This is a genomic window from Bradyrhizobium sediminis, from assembly GCF_018736085.1.
Taxonomy (GTDB): domain Bacteria; phylum Pseudomonadota; class Alphaproteobacteria; order Rhizobiales; family Xanthobacteraceae; genus Bradyrhizobium; species Bradyrhizobium sediminis.
The window spans coordinates 3,685,102-3,704,342 of sequence record NZ_CP076134.1 but is presented as its reverse complement, the minus strand read 5'-3'; the positions used below and the strand labels follow the sequence as shown (position 1 = coordinate 3,704,342).

18 protein-coding genes are annotated in these 19,241 nt (G+C 62.9%); 9 read left to right on the top strand and 9 right to left on the bottom strand.

From position 1 onward, the window contains the following. The gene (locus tag KMZ29_RS17940) at positions 1 to 603 is read right to left on the bottom strand and encodes a cupin domain-containing protein (protein WP_215620472.1); all 603 of its coding nucleotides are present in this window, start codon (positions 601 to 603) and stop codon (positions 1 to 3) included. A 182-nt stretch (positions 604 to 785) separates the two neighbouring features. Between KMZ29_RS17940 and KMZ29_RS17935 the strand changes: the two genes are divergently transcribed. Genes KMZ29_RS17935 through KMZ29_RS17920 form a run of 4 tightly spaced genes read left to right on the top strand, consistent with a single transcriptional unit; the run spans position 786 to position 4,286 of the window. Further along, on the top strand, positions 786 to 1,553 hold the full coding sequence (locus KMZ29_RS17935; RefSeq protein WP_215620471.1) for an ABC transporter substrate-binding protein: 768 nt from the start codon (positions 786 to 788) through the stop codon (positions 1,551 to 1,553). Positions 1,554 to 1,589: 36 nt separating this feature from the next. Further along, entirely contained in the window at positions 1,590 to 2,243 is a 654-nt protein-coding gene (locus KMZ29_RS17930; RefSeq protein ID WP_215620470.1) for an amino acid ABC transporter permease, read from the top strand. After that, positions 2,240 to 2,971 carry an amino acid ABC transporter ATP-binding protein gene (locus KMZ29_RS17925; RefSeq protein WP_215620469.1) on the top strand — a complete coding sequence of 244 codons (732 nt, stop codon included), beginning with the start codon at positions 2,240 to 2,242 and terminating at the stop codon, positions 2,969 to 2,971. Before KMZ29_RS17930 ends, KMZ29_RS17925 begins: the two co-directional genes overlap by 4 nt. A 25-nt stretch (positions 2,972 to 2,996) precedes the next feature. Next, entirely contained in the window at positions 2,997 to 4,286 is a 1,290-nt protein-coding gene (locus KMZ29_RS17920) for an NAD(P)/FAD-dependent oxidoreductase (RefSeq protein ID WP_369810029.1), read from the top strand. Between the two features lie 6 nt (positions 4,287 to 4,292). Here KMZ29_RS17920 and KMZ29_RS17915 read toward each other — a convergent pair whose 3' ends face one another. The 8 genes from KMZ29_RS17915 to KMZ29_RS17880 all read right to left on the bottom strand — a co-directional run bounded on the left by KMZ29_RS17915 (position 4,293) and on the right by KMZ29_RS17880 (position 13,535). Further along, on the bottom strand, positions 4,293 to 5,588 hold the full coding sequence (locus KMZ29_RS17915; protein WP_215620468.1) for an aspartate aminotransferase family protein: 1,296 nt from the start codon (positions 5,586 to 5,588) through the stop codon (positions 4,293 to 4,295). Positions 5,589 to 5,594: 6 nt separating this feature from the next. Further along, the gene (locus KMZ29_RS17910) at positions 5,595 to 6,659 is read right to left on the bottom strand and encodes a phosphotransferase (RefSeq protein WP_215620467.1); all 1,065 of its coding nucleotides are present in this window, start codon (positions 6,657 to 6,659) and stop codon (positions 5,595 to 5,597) included. Positions 6,660 to 6,697: 38 nt separating this feature from the next. Next, entirely contained in the window at positions 6,698 to 7,633 is a 936-nt protein-coding gene (locus KMZ29_RS17905; RefSeq protein ID WP_215620466.1) for a 2-hydroxyacid dehydrogenase, read from the bottom strand. A gap of 3 nt (positions 7,634 to 7,636) precedes the next feature. Continuing rightward, positions 7,637 to 9,256, bottom strand: coding sequence for an ABC transporter ATP-binding protein (locus tag KMZ29_RS17900; RefSeq protein WP_215620465.1), 1,620 nt, complete (start codon positions 9,254 to 9,256; stop codon positions 7,637 to 7,639). 2 nt (positions 9,257 to 9,258) lie between these two features. Continuing rightward, positions 9,259 to 10,098 carry an ABC transporter permease gene (locus tag KMZ29_RS17895; RefSeq protein ID WP_215620464.1) on the bottom strand — a complete coding sequence of 280 codons (840 nt, stop codon included), beginning with the start codon at positions 10,096 to 10,098 and terminating at the stop codon, positions 9,259 to 9,261. Next, positions 10,095 to 11,066 carry an ABC transporter permease gene (locus KMZ29_RS17890; RefSeq protein WP_215620463.1) on the bottom strand — a complete coding sequence of 324 codons (972 nt, stop codon included), beginning with the start codon at positions 11,064 to 11,066 and terminating at the stop codon, positions 10,095 to 10,097. Before KMZ29_RS17890 ends, KMZ29_RS17895 begins: the two co-directional genes overlap by 4 nt. A gap of 88 nt (positions 11,067 to 11,154) precedes the next feature. Further along, positions 11,155 to 12,705, bottom strand: a complete 1,551-nt coding sequence (locus KMZ29_RS17885) for an ABC transporter substrate-binding protein (RefSeq protein ID WP_215620462.1) — start codon at positions 12,703 to 12,705, stop codon at positions 11,155 to 11,157. A gap of 56 nt (positions 12,706 to 12,761) precedes the next feature. After that, on the bottom strand, positions 12,762 to 13,535 hold the full coding sequence (locus KMZ29_RS17880; protein ID WP_215620461.1) for a class II aldolase/adducin family protein: 774 nt from the start codon (positions 13,533 to 13,535) through the stop codon (positions 12,762 to 12,764). Between the two features lie 124 nt (positions 13,536 to 13,659). Here KMZ29_RS17880 and KMZ29_RS17875 point away from each other — a divergent pair, with 124 nt between their 5' ends. From KMZ29_RS17875 to KMZ29_RS17855, 5 genes are all read left to right on the top strand, one after another. Further along, positions 13,660 to 14,364 (top strand): GntR family transcriptional regulator, encoded by a 705-nt coding sequence (locus KMZ29_RS17875; protein ID WP_215620460.1) that lies wholly within the window; start codon positions 13,660 to 13,662, stop codon positions 14,362 to 14,364. Between the two features lie 79 nt (positions 14,365 to 14,443). Further along, positions 14,444 to 15,469, top strand: coding sequence for a histone deacetylase family protein (locus KMZ29_RS17870; protein WP_215620459.1), 1,026 nt, complete (start codon positions 14,444 to 14,446; stop codon positions 15,467 to 15,469). 262 nt (positions 15,470 to 15,731) lie between these two features. Continuing rightward, entirely contained in the window at positions 15,732 to 16,859 is a 1,128-nt protein-coding gene (locus KMZ29_RS17865; protein ID WP_215620458.1) for a TRAP transporter substrate-binding protein, read from the top strand. A 71-nt stretch (positions 16,860 to 16,930) separates the two neighbouring features. Further along, positions 16,931 to 17,521 (top strand): TRAP transporter small permease subunit, encoded by a 591-nt coding sequence (locus tag KMZ29_RS17860; protein ID WP_215620457.1) that lies wholly within the window; start codon positions 16,931 to 16,933, stop codon positions 17,519 to 17,521. Then, positions 17,518 to 18,918 (top strand): TRAP transporter large permease, encoded by a 1,401-nt coding sequence (locus KMZ29_RS17855; protein ID WP_215620456.1) that lies wholly within the window; start codon positions 17,518 to 17,520, stop codon positions 18,916 to 18,918. The genes KMZ29_RS17860 and KMZ29_RS17855 overlap by 4 nt, the downstream gene beginning before the upstream one ends. The last annotated feature ends 323 nt before the right edge of the window (positions 18,919 to 19,241 follow it).

Sequence of the window (19,241 nt, the reverse complement as noted above, 5' to 3'; positions counted from 1 at the left end):
TCAGGACGAAGCCGAAACGCAATTGACCCAAAGCACCACCGCCTTGGAGTCATCCGACGGATTGCTGAACCGGTGCGGGCGGCGGCTTGCGAAGCGGAAGCTGTCGCCCTGCTTGAGTGTCCAGCTTTCGGCATCGACAACGAGTTTCATTTCGCCGGAGAGCACGAGGCCGGCTTCCTCGCCGTCATGGGTGTAGAGTTCGTCGCCTGTGCTGCCGCCAGGCTCCATGTGGACGAGAAACAGGTTGAGGCGGCCATCCGATCCGGCCGGACTGAGCAACTGCTTTGAGATTCCGGTACGCCAGAGGTTCAACTTGGCGCGCTGGCGCTCGCGGGTGACGACGGCGTCGGGCGCGGTGCCGGCCGTCTCCTTGCCGCCGAATAATCCGGCGATGCCGACGCCCAGCACATCCGCCAGAGTAGCCAGCACCCGCAGCGAGGGCGAGGACAGGCCGCGCTCGATCTGGCTGAGAAAGCCGATCGACAGATCGGTGCGGGCGGCAACCGTCTCGAGCGACATGGCGCGGGTTCGTCGCAAATCGCGGATCCGTTGTCCGACCGCGACATCCACCGCCGGCTCCGCCTTGGCGGCCTTCTTGCTCATTCGCTTGCCACCGCTCACGTCAAATCATCCCTTCATGTACATGAAAACCACTTGCAGGATCACCGGTAATGTGACCATAATTTCATGGTTGTGAAAATGGGTTGGGACGGCGAAACGCACAATTAGCTGTTTGATGTAGACGAAATACGCCGGCCGGTGCCCAGAACTCGTGAGAGGGTACGATGCTTTTCAAACGTCTCGTTCTGGCCGCCACCGCGGCCCTCGTCCTTGCTTCCGCGGCGCCTGGGTCAGCGCAACAAGTGCTCAAGGTCGGCTCGACCCCGACCGGCGTGCCGTTCACCTTCCTCGACACCAAGACCAACAGCATCCAGGGCGTGATGGTCGATCTGATTACGGAGATTGGCAAGGATGCCGGCTTCCAGGTCCAGATCGAGCCGATGCAGTTCTCCACGCTGGTCCCTTCGCTGACGTCGAACAAGATCGACATCATCTCGGCGGCGATGTTCGCCACGGCGGCTCGCAAGGAGGTGATCGATTTCTCCGATCCCGTCTACAGCTATGGCGAGGGACTTCTGGTGCCGAAGGCCGACACCAAGAACTACGCCTCGCAGGAAGACCTGAAAGGCCAGGCGGTCGGGGCCCAGGTCGGCACCGCCTTTGTCGATGCGCTGAAAAAGACGGGATTGTTCAGTGAGGTCAAGGTCTACGACACCATTCCGGACATCCTGCGCGACGTGAATGCGGGCCGTCTCAAGGCGGGTTTCGCCGATTATCCGATCCTGGCCTACAACCTCAAGCAGGGCGGTTTCCCCGAGGTTCGTCTGGTCGATACCTACAAGCCGACCACCGTCGGTACGGTCGCTATCGGGATCCGCAAGGGGGACCAGGATCTGCTGAAGAAAATCAACGCCTCGCTCGCCAGGCTCAAGGCCAACGGTGCCGTCGACAAGATTCTCGACAAATGGGGGCTCAAGGCCAAGGCCGCCTGATGCGAGCGAGCGGGATGCAACGCGTGATCTGAATCGATGCAAAATTTCCTGCGCGACGCTGCCGATTTCCTGCCGATCCTGCTGCAGGGCGTATGGCTGACGATCATCGTCACCATAGGTTCGCTGCTGCTGTCGACCGTTCTCGGATTGCTTTGGGCCTTGATGCGGGTCTCCGGCGTTCGTCTCCTCACCGGGCTGAGCGCCGGGCTCATCAACGTCATCCGCGGCATCCCGATCATCGTCCTGCTGTTTTATCTTTATTTCGTGATGCCCGACTTCGGCATCGCGATGTCGGCGCTGCAGGCGTCGATCCTCGGGCTCGGCATCGCCTACTCAGCCTACCAGGCGGAGAACTTTCGCGCCGGCATCGAGGCCATCGACAAGGGACAGATCGAGGCCGCGCAGACGATCGGGATGGGCTGGTGGCTGACCATGCGCCGGGTGGTGTTGCCGCAGGCGGTCCGCATCGTGCTGCCGCCCTACGGCAACATCATGATCATGCTGCTGAAGGATTCCTCGCAAGCCTCCACCATTACGGTCGCCGAGCTCGCGTTGCAGGGCAAGCTGATCGCGTCCTCGACCTTCAAGAACACCAGCGTATTCACGCTCGTCGCGCTGATGTATCTCACCATGAGCGTTCCGCTGATCCTTCTGGTCCGGCATTTCGAGAAGAAGGCGAACCGCCGATGATCGAGCTGAAGGACGTTCACAAGCGCTTCGGCGCGGTCGAGGTGCTGAAGGGCATCACCGCGTCGGTCGAGAAGAGTGAGGTGGTCTGCATCGTCGGCCCGTCGGGTTCCGGCAAGTCGACGATCCTGCGTTGCATCAACGGCCTGGAGAGCTACGACGCCGGCGACATCGTGGTGGAAGGCGCGCGGGTCGAAAGCCATGCGCCGTCGATCGTCGCGATCCGGACCCAGGTATCGATGGTGTTCCAGCGCTTCAATCTGTTTCCACATCGCACCGCCCTGGAAAATGTCGTCGAGGGACCGATCTACGTGAAGAAGGAACCGCGTAGCGAGGCGCTGGAGCGCGGCCACGCGCTGCTGGCGCAGGTTGGCCTTACCGAAAAAGCCGATGCCCATCCGACGCAGCTTTCCGGCGGCCAGCAGCAGCGCGTCGCCATCGCGCGTGCGCTGGCGATGCAGCCCAAGGCGATCCTGTTCGACGAGCCGACATCCGCGCTCGATCCCGAGCTGGTCGGCGAAGTGCTCGGCGTGATGCGCAAACTCGCCGATGACGGCATGACCATGATCGTGGTCACGCACGAGATGGGATTTGCACGAGAAGTCGCCGATCGGGTGCTGTTCATCGACGGCGGGATCATCGTGGAGCAGGGTCCGGCGAAATCCGTGCTCAACCAGCCGCAGCACGCCCGGACACAGGATTTCCTGCGTCGCGTGCTGCATCCTTTGTGACGCGAAGTTACCGGATCGAACGATAGTGACCCACGAACAGCTTGCGTTGCCGCCAAGTCTTTACGCGGACACCGCAGTCCCGCCGGTCCCGACGCCTGCGCTCGACGTCGACAGGACCGTATCCGTTGCGATCATCGGCGGCGGGTTTGCCGGGCTCTCGACGGCGCTGCATCTGGCCGGGCAGGGAACGGAAGCGATCGTGCTCGAAGCCCAGCAGCCGGGCTGGGGCGCGTCCGGCAACAATGGCGGCCAGCTCAATCCGGGGCTGAAGTTCGACCCCGATTCGATCGAGGCGACGTTCGGCGCCGACCTCGGCCGGCGCATGATCGCGTTTGCCTATCAGACACCGACTTTCACGCTCGATCTGATCCACCGCCTCGGCATCGCCTGCGAAGCACGGCAGAACGGCACGCTGCGCGCCGCCTATCACGAAGCGAGCACGGCTGCGATCGAGACCACGGCGGAGCAGTGCATCCGCCGCGGCATGCTGGTGACCGTGCTCGACCGCGACGCCGTGCAGAAGATGACCGGCACCGATCGCTATGTCCGCGCCATGCTGGACCGGCGCGGCGGCGATCTGCAGCCGCTGAGCTATGCGCGCGGTCTGGCGCGCGCTGCGATCAGCGCCGGTGCTGCGGTTTACGGGCAGACGCCGGCGACGTCGCTACGGCGTGAAGGCGGACGATGGCGCATCGACACACCGCGCGCCGTGGTTCGCGCCGAAAAAATCCTGATTGCCACCAACGGCTTCACGGACGATCTGTGGCCCGGTCTGCGCCGCACCATCGTCCCGGTATTCAGCTCGATCGTCGCGACCGAGCCGCTGCCCGACGAGATCGTGCGCGGCATCATGCCGACGCGGTCGGTCCTGTATGAAAGCGGTCACATCACTGTCTATTATCGGGTCGATGCGTCGAACCGCCTGTTGATGGGTGGTCGCGGACCGATGCGATGGATCAGGGATCCGGCCGCTGTCGATTATCTCAGGCGCTACGCCGTTCGGCTGTGGCCGGCGCTCCGCGACGTCCGCTGGACCCATGGCTGGAACAGCCGCCTTGCCATGACCGCCGATCATTATCCGCATGTGCACGAGCCGGGGCCGGGTGCGCTGGCCTATCTCGGGTGCAACGGCCGTGGCGTCGCGCTCGCGACCGCCATGGGACAGCAGCTGGCGGAGCGATTGGTTGGCGGCGAGGCAGCGCAAATCGACATGCCGATCACCACCCTGAAGCCAATTCGCTTCCACGCATGGTGGCCGGTGGCCATAAAGAGTGTCGTCCTCTATGGCCGAATTCGCGACCGTCTCGGATTATGACGCCACTCAAGCCGGGACTTGATTGAGGGCCAGCAACGCCTGGTCCAGATTCTCGACGAGCAGGTCGGCGTGCTCGGTACCGAACACCAGCGGTGGCCGGATCTTGAGAACATTGCCATGTGACCCGGCGACGCTGATCAGTACGCGCCGCTCGCGCAGCATGTTGACGATCTGCGCGCCTTCACCCGCGGCAGGCGTCCCGGCGGCGCCGCCGCGCCTGAGTTCCACGCCAATGAACAGGCCGGCGCCGCGGACGTCGGCAATCAACTCGTGACGGGCCTGTAATTGCCGAAGCCGGTCGAGCAGATAGGCTCCAACGCTTCGCGCGTTCTCGATCAAGCCCTCGGTATCGATCACCTCCAGCACGGCGATGCCTGCTGCGGCGGATACCGGATTGCCGCCAAAGGTGTTGAAGTAACGCGACCGCGCGCCGAACTCGGCCAGGAGATCCGGTCGCGCCGCCATCCCGGCGATCGGATGGCCATTTCCCATCGGCTTGCCCATGGTGACCAGATCGGGAATGAGATTGTGGCGGGCAAATCCCCACATATGGCTGCCGGTGCGGCCAAAACCGGGCTGCACTTCGTCGGCGATGAACAGGCCGCCGGCAGCCCGGATGGTTTCGACCGCGGGCCGCAGGAAACCAGGCGGGTCGGCGAAGACGCCGTCACTCGAGAAGATGGTGTCGACCAGCAATCCCGCCGGGCGAATGCCGTTTTTCTCCATGTCGTCCAGCGCATCGCGGATGTGACGCGCAAAGATTTCGCCGGTGCCGTCACTGGCCGGGTGAGGCGCCGGCACCAACCGCGCGTGGCTGTCCTTTGACGCGGGCAGCCCGAGCGATGGCGAAAGTTCGGCCAGCGCGCTGGTCACGCCATGATATGCGTTGTCGGTGACGATGAAACCGGTGCCGCCGGTGCAGGTCCGGGCGACGCGCAAGGCGAGGTCGTTGGCTTCGCTGCCGGTACAAGTGAACATGACGTGGCCGATCTCGGCCGGGAAGGTGGCCAGAAGCTTTTCAGCATAGTCCAGTACGGTCTCGTGCAGATAGCGCGTATGGGTGTTGAGCACCGCGGCTTGCCGCGTGATGGCCTCGACGACGTGAGGGTGGCAGTGTCCGACCGACGCCACGTTGTTATAGGCGTCGAGATAGCGATGCCCGGCCGGATCGTAGAGCCAAACGCCTTCGCCCCGGACGAACTGCACCGGCTGCTCGTAGAACAGCCGATAGGCTGGCCCAAGCAGGCGTTGGCGTCGCGCGATCATCTCTCGCGTCGAGACGGTCTCGTCTTCTGCGGACATGTCCCCTTACTCCGAATGGCAGGCGCGTCTGATCTGCTGCGAGGCCTGGATCCGCGAGAGTTTCGATATCCGAACCAGCCGCGCCCAGGCGCCTTGATTGTTGCGCAGAATATAATCCCGATTCTCGGGGTAGCGGACAGCCCGCCAACTGCTGATCACGATGGTCATGACCATGCGCGTGGCGATGAGATCGAACAATATATCAAATTCGGCAGGCTCCAGCAGCGTGACCGCATGATAGGCCGCGATCAGTTCGCACGCGGGTGCGAGGGGATCGTCATTGTCTGCGACCTGGTATGCGGCCGCAATCGCGAGGTCGTTGACCCGGGCGGTAAAGGTCAGGTCGCCGAAGTCTATGATTCCCGAGATGCGTTCGTGGCTGTCGGGGTCAACCACGACGTTATGCGGATTGAGATCGTTGTGCACGGGCTGCGCGGGCAGACTCGGCAGCACCGGAAGCGCGCACGCCTCGAAGCCATCGAGAAAATGCTCCACCAGGCCGCACCGGTCGCCGGGGACGGCGTCGACAAGCGAGCGTAATTCGGCGGCGTGCTGAAGGTCCCAGAGCAGCTTGTGGCTGGCGCCGGTATGCCTGAAATCGCGAAGGCCCCGTGCAAGACTTGCCGCGCACTGGCCGAGATCGCGGCGGAGTGCTGTGGAGCCTTCAACCGAGTGCATCGGCGCGCCGGCCAGAAAGGACAGCAGGCGGACGATTCTCGTCGAGCCGTCGTCGAACGGAATATCGAGCTCGTGCGAACCGTTCAGCGCCGGGAAGACACGCGGAACAGGCAGACCGGGGTCCGTGGCCGCGACGTGGAGCAGGGCCATCGTCTGCAGATTGGTTACCGCGCGGTCTTCCGCGGGATTGGCGATCTTCAGGACATATTCGCGGCCATCCAGCGTTCGCAGCCGGAAATTCTGATCGCGCTCACTGTCGAGCCGATGCGCCGTGGCCGGCAGGCCGTAATATTCGGCCGTCAGTTTTTGAGCGAGCGCTTCCGGTATGGCGGATGCCGCGCGCAGACCGTCGATCGGATGTGCGGCGTCAATGAGCGGGGACGGGTTTGGCACCGGACAATCCTTGGATGTGCAAATCTTGAGCGTGCAGATCAATAGCCGCGTTCACGGTCGATTGCGTACGGTGGCCGTTGACCGGTTCTTATCGCGTCGGCGGTTGCGACGATAGTGGCCGCCACGGCTTCGACGCTGACTTCGCTGGCGTCGTGCGGCGTGACGACGATTTTCGGATGACGCCAGAATGGGTGCGCCGGTGCCAGCGGCTCCGCCGCAAAGACGTCGAGTGCGGCGCCTTCGAGCTGACCGCTGTCCAGCGCCGTCAGCAGGTCGTCGTCGACGAGATGTTCGCCGCGCCCGACCTGGATCAGAAAGCCGCCTCGGCGCATCCGCGCGAACAGTTCGCCGTTGAGAATGCCCCGGGTCTCGTGCGTCAGCGGCAGCAGATTCACCAGCACTTCGGTTTCGCCGAGCATGGCGGCGAGGCCCGAGGGTCCGTGGAACGCCTTGACCGAGGGCGAGGCCGGCTTCGACGTCCGGCTCCACGCCATGACCGGGAAGCCGAGCAGGGCCAGATCTGCGGCGACCTTCTGGCCGATTTCGCCATAGCCGAGAATCGCGACGGGCACCTCGCGCGGATTGCGCTGACTGAGACGCCGCCAGGTTGCGTCGCGCTGCTGCGCCAGATAGCCCGCAAAACGCCGCTGGTGCCAGATCACATGCCAGACGACGAATCCCGACATCATTTGCGCCTGCGCCGGGTCCACGACGCGGACCACTTCGATGCCGGGTCGCAGGCTGGGGCAGGCGATGATGTTGTCGACGCCGGCGCCGATCGAGCAGACCGCCTGCAGGTTCGGATAATGCTCGAAGGCGTCGTGCGGCGGATGCCACGCGACCGCCAGGCGGATATCCGCGTTCGGTCCGTCGCGGCGATGATCGACGATCTCGATGCGATCGGCGATACGCGCGAATTCCGTGCTGAGGTAGCCGCGCAGATCGAGGCTGCTGCTGACAAGTGCGCAACGCATCGTTCAGGCAGCCTTGGACGATGATATCTGGCCGGGAACCGCGGCGAGAAGTTCGCGCGTATAGGGGTGTTCAGGGGCCGAGAACAGCGCGGCGGCCGGCCTGAGTTCGACGATGGTGCCGTGCTGCATCACCGCGATCCGATCGCAAATCTGTGCGGCCACCCGCAGATCGTGGGTGATGAACAGCATCGAAAGACCAAGCCGCGCCTTGAGGTCTTCGAGCAGATTCAGGACCTGCGCCTGCACCGACACGTCGAGCGCGGAGACCGCTTCGTCGGCGACCAGGATTTCGGGGTCGAGCGCCAGCGCGCGGGCGATCCCGATACGTTGCCGCTGGCCGCCGGAGAATTCATGCGGAAAGCGCTCCATCGCGCTGGCGTTGAGGCCTACCAGGCCCAGCAGGTCGCATGCCCGCTGTCGAGCCGCCGCCGGATCGGCGCCGTGCGCGATCGGGCCATCGGTGATGATATTGCCGACCTTGCGGCGCGGATTGAGCGAAGCGAATGGATCCTGAAACACCATCTGGATGCGGCGGCGCTGCTCGCGCAATGCCTTTCCGTTGATCTGCGTCAGATCGGTATCGCCCAGGCGGACCGTGCCCCGGTCTGGTTCGATCAGGCGCATGATGAGGCGCGCGACGGAAGACTTGCCTGAACCGGACTCTCCGACAAGACCGAGAGTCTCGCCCTGAAAAATGTCGAAACTGACCCCGTTTGCGGCCTGGACGCGCCGCTCCGCCTGAAACCAGCCGCCGCCGCTGACATAGGTTTTCTCGAGGCCGATCACCTCGACCGCCTTGAGGCGCTCGGGCGGGGTCACTCGCTGCGGCGGCTGCATCGTCGGAACGGCAGCGAGCAGCGCGCGCGTATAGGGATGTTGCGGGCGCAGCAGGACATCGTCCGCGGCGCCTTGTTCGACCACCTTGCCGTGCTGCAGCACGACGACGCTGTCGGCGATATCGGCGACGACGCCGAAATCGTGGGTGATGAACATGACAGCCATGTTGCGGCGGCGCTGCAGGTCGCGGATCAGCTTGAGAATTTGCGCCTGCGTGGTGACGTCGAGTGCGGTGGTCGGCTCGTCGGCAACCAGCACGGCCGGCTCGAGCGCGAGCGCCATGGCGATCATGGCGCGCTGACGCTGGCCGCCGGACAATTGATGGGGATAGGCGCGGACCGCCTGTTCGGGATTTGGCAGGCCGACCTCGCGCAGCAGGTCGGCCGCCTTGCGCTTCCGCTCCCTCGGTGTCAGCAGGTCATGCGCCTCGAACATCTCGGCGATCTGGTCGCCAATTCGCATCAGGGGGTTGAGGGCCGTCATCGGCTCCTGAAACACCATGGCGATGCGGCGTCCACGCAGGGCGAGCCAGGCGCTTTCGTCGAGGGTCAGCAGGTTGTGTCCGTCGAATACGATCTCGCCGGCCTCGGAGACCACATTGTCCGGCAGCAGGCCCATCAGGGCATGGGCGCACATCGACTTGCCGGAGCCGGATTCTCCGACGATGCAAAGGATCTTGCCGGCGGTGAGATCGAATGAAACGCCGTCCACGGCGTAGGATCGATCGCCGCCGGCGGGCAGGGCGATCCTCAGGTCTCTGATGGTTACGGCTGTGGCAGCGGACATGCTCATCGCCCGTCCTTGTTGAGGCGTGGATTGAGCGCGTCGTTGAGGCCTTCGCCGATCAGGTTCAGCGCCAGGACGGAAATCAGGATGGCGACGCCTGGAAACACCGTGATCCACCAGGCCTGGCGAATAACGGTGCGGCCGGCGCCGACCATGTACCCCCACGACATCAGATTGGGGTCGCCGAGACCGAGAAATGACAACGACGATTCGAGCAGGATGGCGGTCGCAACCATCAACGACGCCAGCACGATCACGGGAGACAGCGCATTGGGAAGGATTTCGCGCCAGATGATCCAGCCGTTGGTCTGACCGGTCACGATCGCGGCCTGGACATATTCGCGGGTGCGCAGCGACAGCACCTCGCCGCGCACCAGTCGCGCCACCGGCGGCCAGCTGACGATGGCGATGGCGATGACGATCGAAACGATCGAGGGCTGCAGCACGGCGACCAGCACGATCGCCAGCGCGAAGCTCGGCACGGTCTGAAAGAATTCGGTGAAGCGCATCAGCGCATCGCCGATGCGACCGCCGAAATATCCGGCCATCGCGCCAACGGGGATGCCGACCGCGAGCGCCGCCAGCGTGGAGACGAGGCCAACCAGCAATGAAACGCGCGCCCCGTACACGATGCCCGCCATCACGTCGCGGCCGAGCGCATCGGTACCGAGCGGCAGGCCCGCGATCGTGAACGGCGGCAGGAACGGCCGCTGCACCATGCGCCAGGGCGACGTTGGAAACAGCAGTGGGCCAAACACCGCGACCGCGATCGCGACAGCCAGGATCACGAGGCCGATCAGCCCGCCGGGGTTGCGCAGCAGCATTCGCCAGAACTGCCTCATGCCGCGAACTCGATACGGGGATCGACCGAACGGTAGATCAGGTCGGTGAGGAGGTTGAATACCAGCACCATCGCCGAACACACCACGAAGACGCCGAGCAGCAGGTTGTAGTCGCGCTGCAGCAGGGCCTCGTACATCAGGCGGCCGATGCCGGGCCAGGCGAACACGGTTTCGGTCAGCACGGCGCCGCCCACCAGCGTGCCCGCCTGCAGGCCCGCAAGCGTCACGACCGGCAGCAGCGCGTTGCGCAGCACGTGACGGCGCTGAATCACGGCATCGCGCAAGCCCTTGGCGCGGGCCGTCTTGACGAAGTCCAGCCGCTTGACCTCGAGCATCGACGCGCGCGTCATGCGGGTGTAGGTGGCCATGAAGAAAAGACCGATCGTCGTGGCGGGCAGCAACAAGTGGGCTCCGACATCGAGCATATGGGCGAGCCCGGTATAGTTCGCGCCGACCGTCTCGTAGCCAAAACTCGGCAACCATTCCATCGTGACCGAAAACAACAGGATCGCCATCAAGGCGATCCAGAACAGCGGCGTGGCGTAGAAGATCAGCGCCAGCACCGTGATCGCGGTATCCGTCCAGGTGCCGGCCCGGCGTGCCGCCAGTGTTCCGAACAGGACGCCGAACGCCAGCGAAATCGCAAATGCTGTCCCGGTCAGCAGCAGCGTGGCTGGAAGCCGATCAAGGATCAGCTTCGAAACCGGCATCTGCTGGCGGAAGGAGAAGCCGAGATCGAAGCTGAGGATTCCCTTGACGTAGACAAAGAGCTGCACCGGCAAGGGTTGATCGAGGCCGAATTTTTCACGGAGCTGGGCGACGAAAAGCTGATCGCCGGCGCCTGCCTCGCCGGCCATCACCAATGCCGGATCGCCGGGCGCGAGCCGGATCAGGAAGAAGTTCAGGACGACGATCGCGAGCAGGACGATAACCGCCTTGCCGATTCTCTGGGCAATGAATGCAAGCATCGTCAATTTCCATTGCGTTCGAGACGAGGTACCGGGGCATCTGCCCGCGGCGAGCGCCGGAGCGCCGCCGCGGGCAGGGGGCAAGGAGTTACTTGTCGATCCAGGCGTCGCGGAAGCCGTCGTTGACGCCGATCGCGGTGGTAACGAGGTTCTTGACGCTGCAGCGGGTGATGGTGGGGAACTGCAATTCGAGCAGCCACGCAACCGGCACGTCGTCGACCAGGATCTTCTGCGCCTTGGCGTAGATCTCGTCGCGCTTGGAATCCGGGAAGGCGACCGCGCCGTCGGCGAACAGCTTGTCGATCTCCGGATTCGAATATCCCTCGACGTTGTTGAACGGCGAGCCCTTGGCGATCTGGCTGCTGACATAGTTGCGGCCGACGCCGAGGGCGGGGTCGCCATACTGATACAGGTAGGTGAAGGCGATATCGTAATCCCAGTCGGATACTTTCTGATTCCAGCCGGGAACGTCGGTCGCAATCATTTCGACATTGACGCCGACGTCCTGCAGATTCTGCTTAACCGCCTCGGCCCAGCGCTGCCAGGTTTCGCCGTAAGGCAGCGGCAGCAAGCGGACCTTTTCGCCCTTGTAACCGGCTTCCTTGAGCAGGGCTTTGGCCTTCGTCGGGTCGAAATCGTATTTCGGCACGGCGCTCGAGTAGTATTTGATCGCGGAGCCGGAAGGGCCGGTCGCGACCTTGCCGAGACCGTTCCAGATCACGTCCTTTGCAAAATTGCGGTCGATCGCGAACATCAGCGCCTGACGGAATTTCTTGTTCGCCGTCGGTCCGGAACGGTTGTTGAGCCAGAGCCATGAGTGCGGGCTGAAGAATTCCCAGCCATTGCCGGTGACGCACACGTTCTTGAGCTTGCTCAGGCGGGGAACGTCAAAGTTCTCTACCGATCCGCCCGGCAGCACATCGACCTTGCCGGTTTCGAACGCCACCGATCGTGCTGCAGCGTCCGGAATGACGTGCCAGTAGATCTCGTCGATGTGCGGCTTGCCCTTGATGTAGTAATTCGGATTCTTCACGAGCCGGATGAACGAGCCCTTCTGCCATTCCTTGAACATGAAGGGGCCGGTGCCGACAGGCGTATTGTTCGCCGGATTGGCCTTGAAATCGGTACCCTCGTAGATGTGTTTCGGAATCATCGGCAGCGAGCCGACCTCGAAGATGCCGAGGAACGGACCGAACGGCTGCTTCAGCGTGAACACGACGGTGGCGTCGTCCGGCGTCTCTACCTTGTCGAGTTGGACCAGGTTGCCGCGGGCGCGGGCGTGGGTTTGTTTCAGGAATTCGATCGAAAAGACCACGTCCGCCGAGGTGAATGGCTTGCCGTCATGCCAGGTGACGCCCTTCCTGAGTTTGAAGGAGTAGACCTTGCCGTCCTCGCTCACCGTCCAGCTCTCGGCCAGGCCCGGCTGCGGCTCCAGCTTCGGACTATAGCGCAGCAGGCCTTCATAGATGTTGCCCGCGATCATCTGGGTCGGGCCGTTCTGGACCAGACCCATCATCAGGCCCGGAGGCTCGGGCTGGATCACGGCATTGACGACGCCGCCTGCTTTCGGTTCCCCCGCCGGGGCTGCGGCGCTCAGGCCGCATACCATGGCAAGGCCAATCAAAGTTCGCTTCAGCATGACATCTCTCTCTTGATCGCCTGATCGGCGCGTTGGACTGGACTTGGTCGTGCGGTCTAGTTGATGAAGTCGGGATCGGTGCGTTCCAGCATCCGCTTGAAGGCGGCCCATTCGCTGTCAGGCTGACCCTTGATTTCGATGCTGTCGTAGAAGTTTGCATACTGGCCCGCGGTCTTGCGGGCGACGGTCGCGGAAAGCGGGCAGATTTCGGCGCCGGAAGCCTGAAGCGCGAGCTGGGCGCGGCAAGACCGTTCCAGATTGTGCATCAGCTTGAAGGCTTCGGCGACGGATCGTCCGCAGGTGAGCATGCCGTGATTGCGGAGAACCATGACGAACTTGTCCCCGAGATCGGCGACCAGGCGAGAGCGCTCATCCAGATCGAGCGCGATCCCTTCGTAGTCATGGTAGGCGAGCCGGTCGGTGAACTGCATCGACCATTGGTTCAGCGGCAGCAGTCCCTGCGTTTGACAGGAAACCGCGACGCCGGCGACGGTGTGCGTGTGCAGGACGCACATCGCATCCTTCCGCGCCGCGTGCACGGCGCTATGAATGGTGAACCCGGCCGGATTGATGCCAAGACCCAGCGGGTCGTCGACAATTTTCCCGTCGAGATCGACTTCCACCAGATTGGACGCCGTGACCTCTTCGAAGCGCATGCCGTAGGGGTTGATCAGGAAGCGGTCATGGCGGCCGGGGAGCCGAACCGAGATGTGGGTGTAGATGCTGTCGTCGAGCCCGAGCCGGTGGATCAGCCGGTAGGCGGCCGCAAGATCGATCCGGGTCTGACGGGTTCCGTCCTTTATGGCCGCCGGCGGTACGTGAGCTGTCATCGTCGAAAAGGTCCAGTTTTGAACTTGTCTGGCCTTCTTGCTGCGAGGAAGACGCAAGAGCAAGACTAAACTGTCGACAATCGGCGATTAAATATTGTACAATGCTCAAAATGGAACCCTTTTTATGCGCACAATGTCCCCGCCGGTCGGATTACCAGCGCTCGCCGAGACGGATCTCGTCGGCCAGGTCGCCCGTGTTCTGACGCAAGCCATTGTTCAGGGGCGGCTTTCGCCGGGCTCCAAAGTGGTGGAAGCAGGGATCGCCAGGGAACTGGGGGTCAGCAGGGCGCCGGTGCGCGAAGCTGCCCGCCTTCTCGAGAGTCAGGGGCTGCTGGTGGCGAGTCCGCGCCGCGGGTTCTTCGTACGAAAGTTCGCAGCCGACGATATCGACGATATCTATGACTTGCGGCTGTGCGTGGAGCGGCATGCGGGCGTTCTGGCCGCGCGGAATCTGACCCCTGAGACGCGCGACGCGTTGCGGCGGCAGATCGATGTTCTTCACCGGACGGCCGATCTGGATGATCCGGCCCGGCAGGTTGAAGAGGATTACCGGTTTCACCGCCTGATCTGCGAGATCGCCGGCAACCGGCGCCTGTTGCGCTTGTTCGACGATCTGGCGTCCGAACTACGCATGGTCATCGGCCTGATCGGCCGCCTGTACGACGATCCGCACGAAATCGCGCGCACGCACGAACCCGTTCTTGCCGCAATCGAGCAAGGCCACCCGGAGCGTATCGTGGCGCATATCGATTACCACATCGGTCACGCCTGGCGGGAGGTCGCAAAGCTGGTGCGGGAGATTCCTCCCGTGGCCGCTGGTGCCAAGTAATGACCAGGTTTGAGCGGCGCGCCCGATGGCATAGTGGCGGGCGCCCAAGCATTCTATTTTCAGCGATGGGAGTATCTGCGTGAAGGCCGTCCATACCGAACTGCATCGAAGCCACGATCCGCAATTCTTTCTGGTTCGCGGCGTCGTCAAGCGTACCACCGAACAGCCCGAACGCGCCGACCGGCTGCTCGCGGGGCTCAAGGCGGGCAAGCACGATCTGGTTGGGCCGACTGCTTTCGGGCAGGGCCCGCGGGCAAGGGTTCACAGCCCGGAATATCTCGGCTTTCTCGCCGAGGCATGGGACGCCTGGTCCGCGCTTGGGGATTCTGGCCCCGAGATGATCGCCAACATGCATCCCGTCCGCAACGCCGCGACTTACCCGACCCACATCGTCGGCCGTCTCGGCTGGCATACGATCGATACGTCCTGTCCGATCGGCCCCGGCACCTGGGCTGCCGCTTGCGCTGCCACCGATGTGGCGACGACGGCAGCTCAACTGGTTTCAGATGGCGAGGATGCGGCTTATGCACTCTGCCGTCCTCCCGGTCATCATGCCTATCGCGACCTGGCCAGCGGCTTTTGCTTTCTCAACAACAGCGCGGTTGCGGCCGCCCATCTGCGGCTGAGGCATGAACGCGTGGCGATCCTCGACGTCGACGTCCATCATGGTAACGGCACGCAAGGCATCTTCTACGAGCGGCCCGATGTTCTCACGGTTTCGATCCACGCCGATCCGACCTTCTTCAACCCCTTCGTTTGGGGCTATGCCCACGAGCGCGGCGCGGGTCCCGGGCTTGGCGCCAATCTCAACGTTCCGCTGCCGATCGGCACCGGGGATGACGGCTATGTTCAGGCGCTCGGCGTAGCGGAAAAGACGATCCGTTCCTTTGCTCCCGGCGCCCTCGTCGTGGCGCTCGGTCTCGATGCGTCCGAGCATGATCCTCTTGCCGGTCTCGCCGTGACCACCGAAGGATTCCGGCGCATCGGCGCGGCCATCGCGCGGTTGGGATTACCAACCGTCTTCGTCCAGGAAGGCGGATATCTGTCGGAGATTCTCGGAGCCAATCTGACGTCTGCCCTCGCCGGATTCGAAGAGGTTCGCTAGCCAGGAAATGGTGGCCGTCGCGCATCAAAGCGTGCTCCGTCCATCCGCTCCCGGATCGAGCTGAAGCGCCGCGTGTTGGCCGGACGTCACATGATGCATAGCACAATACGCCAGCATCTCGGGAATGCCTGAACCGGAAGGAGGAGCTGTCGGCGGCTCTCCTTCAGGGAATTCCTTGACAGCGCTAACATCCCGTCCGTAACCTCTCCCCACAAAATCAAAAAAAGATCATCCAAGGAGGAATTGTTATCCAAGGGAGGGAATGAATATGCTCAGGTACACGTCAGCTATTGTCGTGGCTGCGGCCCTCGGACTCGCCGCCGCCTTTACCGAACCGGCCCAGGCTCAGACACCACCCAAGCCTATTTTGCTGAAGGGTCAATCGACCCATCCCGCATCTGCGAACTTCCACCTCATCTTCAAGCTATGGGCCGAGACAGTCGAGAAGATGTCGGGCGGCCGTCTCAAGATCGAAACTCTTCCCGCCGGCGCGATTGTGCCTCCGTTCGAGGTCTTCGACGCAACGTCGAAGAACGTTCTCGATGTCGGAATGGCGCCGTTCGGCTACATTCTCGGTCGCAACACGGCGACGATCCCGATGTCGCACGGTCCGCTGTTCGGCATGGACGGACAGGACTACTGGGCCTGGTACTACGACGGCGGCGGCATGAAGCTGCTGGAGGAGTTCTACCGCGACGTACTGAAGCTCAACGTCGTCGGCTTCCCGATCCCGACCGATTATCCGCAAGGGATGGGTTGGTTCAAGAAAGAGATCAACAGCCTCGCCGATCTCAAGGGCCTGAAGTATCGCATCTACGGCATCGGCGCGGAAACCTACGGCAGGCTCGGCGTGTCGGTCGTGACCATACCGGGCGGCGAGATCGTGCCGGCCATGGAGCGCGGCGTGATCGAAGGCGCGGAGTGGATCAACTGCGAAGAGGACAAGAAGCTCGGTCTGCACCAGGTCGCGAAGCACTACTACACCCCTGGCATGCACGAGCCCGTCACCGGCGGCCAGTTGATCATCAACGGTGAGGTTTGGAAAAAGCTCACTCCGGACCTGCAGGAGATCATCAAGGTTGCCAGCGTCTATGCCACGACGCAGCGCAATTTCTCCTTCAACCGCGAGACCGCGCATGCCTGCCAGGACCTCATCAAGGCGGGCGTCCAGATGCATCGCACGCCGGACGAGATCCTGAAGAACTTCCTCGACGAATGGGAGAAGATCCAGGGCGAGTACGCCACCAAGAACCCCTTCTACAAGAAGGTGATCGACAGTCAGAAGACCTACGCCGAGCAGATCGTCCCGTTCAAGCTCTCGTGGTTCCCGCCCTATAACTTCGCCGGCGAGTACTACTGGAAAGACAAGGTCTATCTGCAGAAGAAGTGATCCGCTTACTCTTGCGCGCGACTGGCGTCCGGATTGCCAGATGCCAGTCGCTTTTCTAAGGGGGATCATTCATGTCGGCTGACACCGGAGCCTCGCAGCCTGCTGGCGTGGCGAACGAGTTTCCGCACGCCTTCTACGCGATCATTCGGGCGATCGATCGGTTCTCGGACGTCACAGGTAAGCTCATCGCCTTGACGATGCTGTTCCTCGTGGTGACGATCTCGTACGAAGTCGTCATGCGCTACGGGTTCAATGCCCCGACCGTCTGGGTCTACGAGTCGAGCTTCATGGCCAACGGCGCGGCCTTCATGCTCGGCTGCGGATATGCGCTCTACAAGGGAGCGCATGTTCGAACCGATATCTACTGGGAGAACTATTCGGAGCGCACCAAGGGGATCGTCGACATGGTCTCCTACATCCTTCTGTTCTACCCGGTCATGATCACATTCATGCTGATCAGCTTCGACAACGCGTGGCATTCCTGGGACACCGGCGAGAGGTCGCAGGAAAGCGTGTGGCGCGTGATCATGTGGCCGTTCCGGGCCACCATTCCGCTGTCGGCCGTCCTTCTCATGATCCAGGGCGTGTCCGAGGTACTGAAGTGCTGGTACCAGATCCAATTCGGGCGTGAGTTCGAGCACAAGGAAAAGATCGAGATATGACGGGACTCGAGCTGCTTGGCTTACTCATGCTGCTGGTGATGCTGGGGGCGATCTTCATCGGTCTGCCTATCAGCTTCACGCTGCTGTTTCTCGCGGGGGTGTTCGGCTACATCGGGATGGGGGAGCGGGTTCTCAGCCTCGCCTACCTGCAGACCATCGGCATCATGAAGCAGGACGAACTGGTCGCGGTGCCCATGTTCATCCTGATGGGCTTCATCTGCGATGAGGCCGGGCTCATGGAACGACTATTCAGGGCGTTCCGCGATCTGTTTGCGCCGCTGAAGGGCGCGCTTTACGTGGTCGTCATCGTCACGGCGACGCTGTTCGGCATCGCGGCCGGAACCGTCGGCGCGACGGTGGCGCTGCTCGGTATCATGGCCGGGCCGATGATGATCCGCGCCGGCTACGACGTGCGCATGTCGGCGGGCGCGATCGCGGCTGGAGGCACGCTCGGTATCCTGATTCCGCCGTCGGTGATGCTGGTCGTGATGGCGCCCGTGCTGGACATCTCGATCATCGATTTGTACGCGGCCGCGTTCGGCCCGGGCTTTCTGCTCTCCGCCATGTTCATCGCCTACACCCTGATCCGCTGTCATTTCAATCCGAAGCTCGGTCCGCCGGTGCCTGTCGAGGAGCGGCCGGAATCGATGCGGATCGTCCTGTGGGAATGCCTGGTCGGCCTCGTTCCGGTGACGGTGCTTACCGTCGTCACGCTTGGTGCGATTCTCGCCGGGATCACGACGGCCGCGGAGGCTGCAGCGCTCGGCGCGCTCGGCGCCATCCTGCTGGTCGTCGGCTACGGCAGATTCACCTGGGACGGCTTGCTGAAGGCCTGCTACAGCACGATGGCGACGACCAGCATGGTGCTGCTCCTCGCTGTCGCCTCCAACGTGTTCGGTGCGGTGTTCGCGTGGCTCGGTACGGCCACGTGGATGACCAATGCTCTGCTTGCCTCGCCGCTGCCTCCCTGGGGCACGATGACGCTGCTGCTGACTCTGATATTCCTGCTCGGCTGGCCATTCGAATGGCCGGCGATCGTGTTCATCTTCCTTCCGATGCTGGCGCCTGTGGCCAAGGGGCTCGGCTACGATATGGTATGGTTCGGCTGCATCGTCGCGGTCGTTCTCCAGACAGCCTTCCTGTCTCCGCCGGTCGCGATGTCGGCCTACTACCTCAAGCAGGTGGTGAAGGAATGGAACCTGAGGTTGATCTACCGCGGCATGGCTGACTTCATGGTCATCCAGGTTATCTGCGTGGTCCTGGTGCTGATCTTCCCCGCGATCGCGATGTGGTTCCCAGGCTGGCTGCAGGCCCGCAGGGATGCGGACCGCAAGGCGCAAATCGAGTATGTGATGCCGCCAAAGGTCGCAGCCGCTGCGGTAGTCGGAGGGAAGTGACGTTCACGGGGGCCGCCACCTTGCGCGATGAGGCGTAAATGCCGCTCGGTGGCGTCAAGGCGTCGGGCTGTGGCCGGTTTGGCGGTAAGGCGGGAATCGCGGAATTCATCGAACTGCGATGGATTGCGATGGAGGTCCGCCCGCGGCAACATCCAATTTAAGGTCACACTGAAGCTGGCATCGACCGGCGCCGCTATTTTTGCGCCAGAGAGGGCAAAAACAGCTACAAATATGTCCGGTTGGCCTTTACATGAAGACGCCTGACGCCTGTTGCCGAATACTGGACAAACGCTTGAACCCCAATCACCACCGCTTTTCCGTGG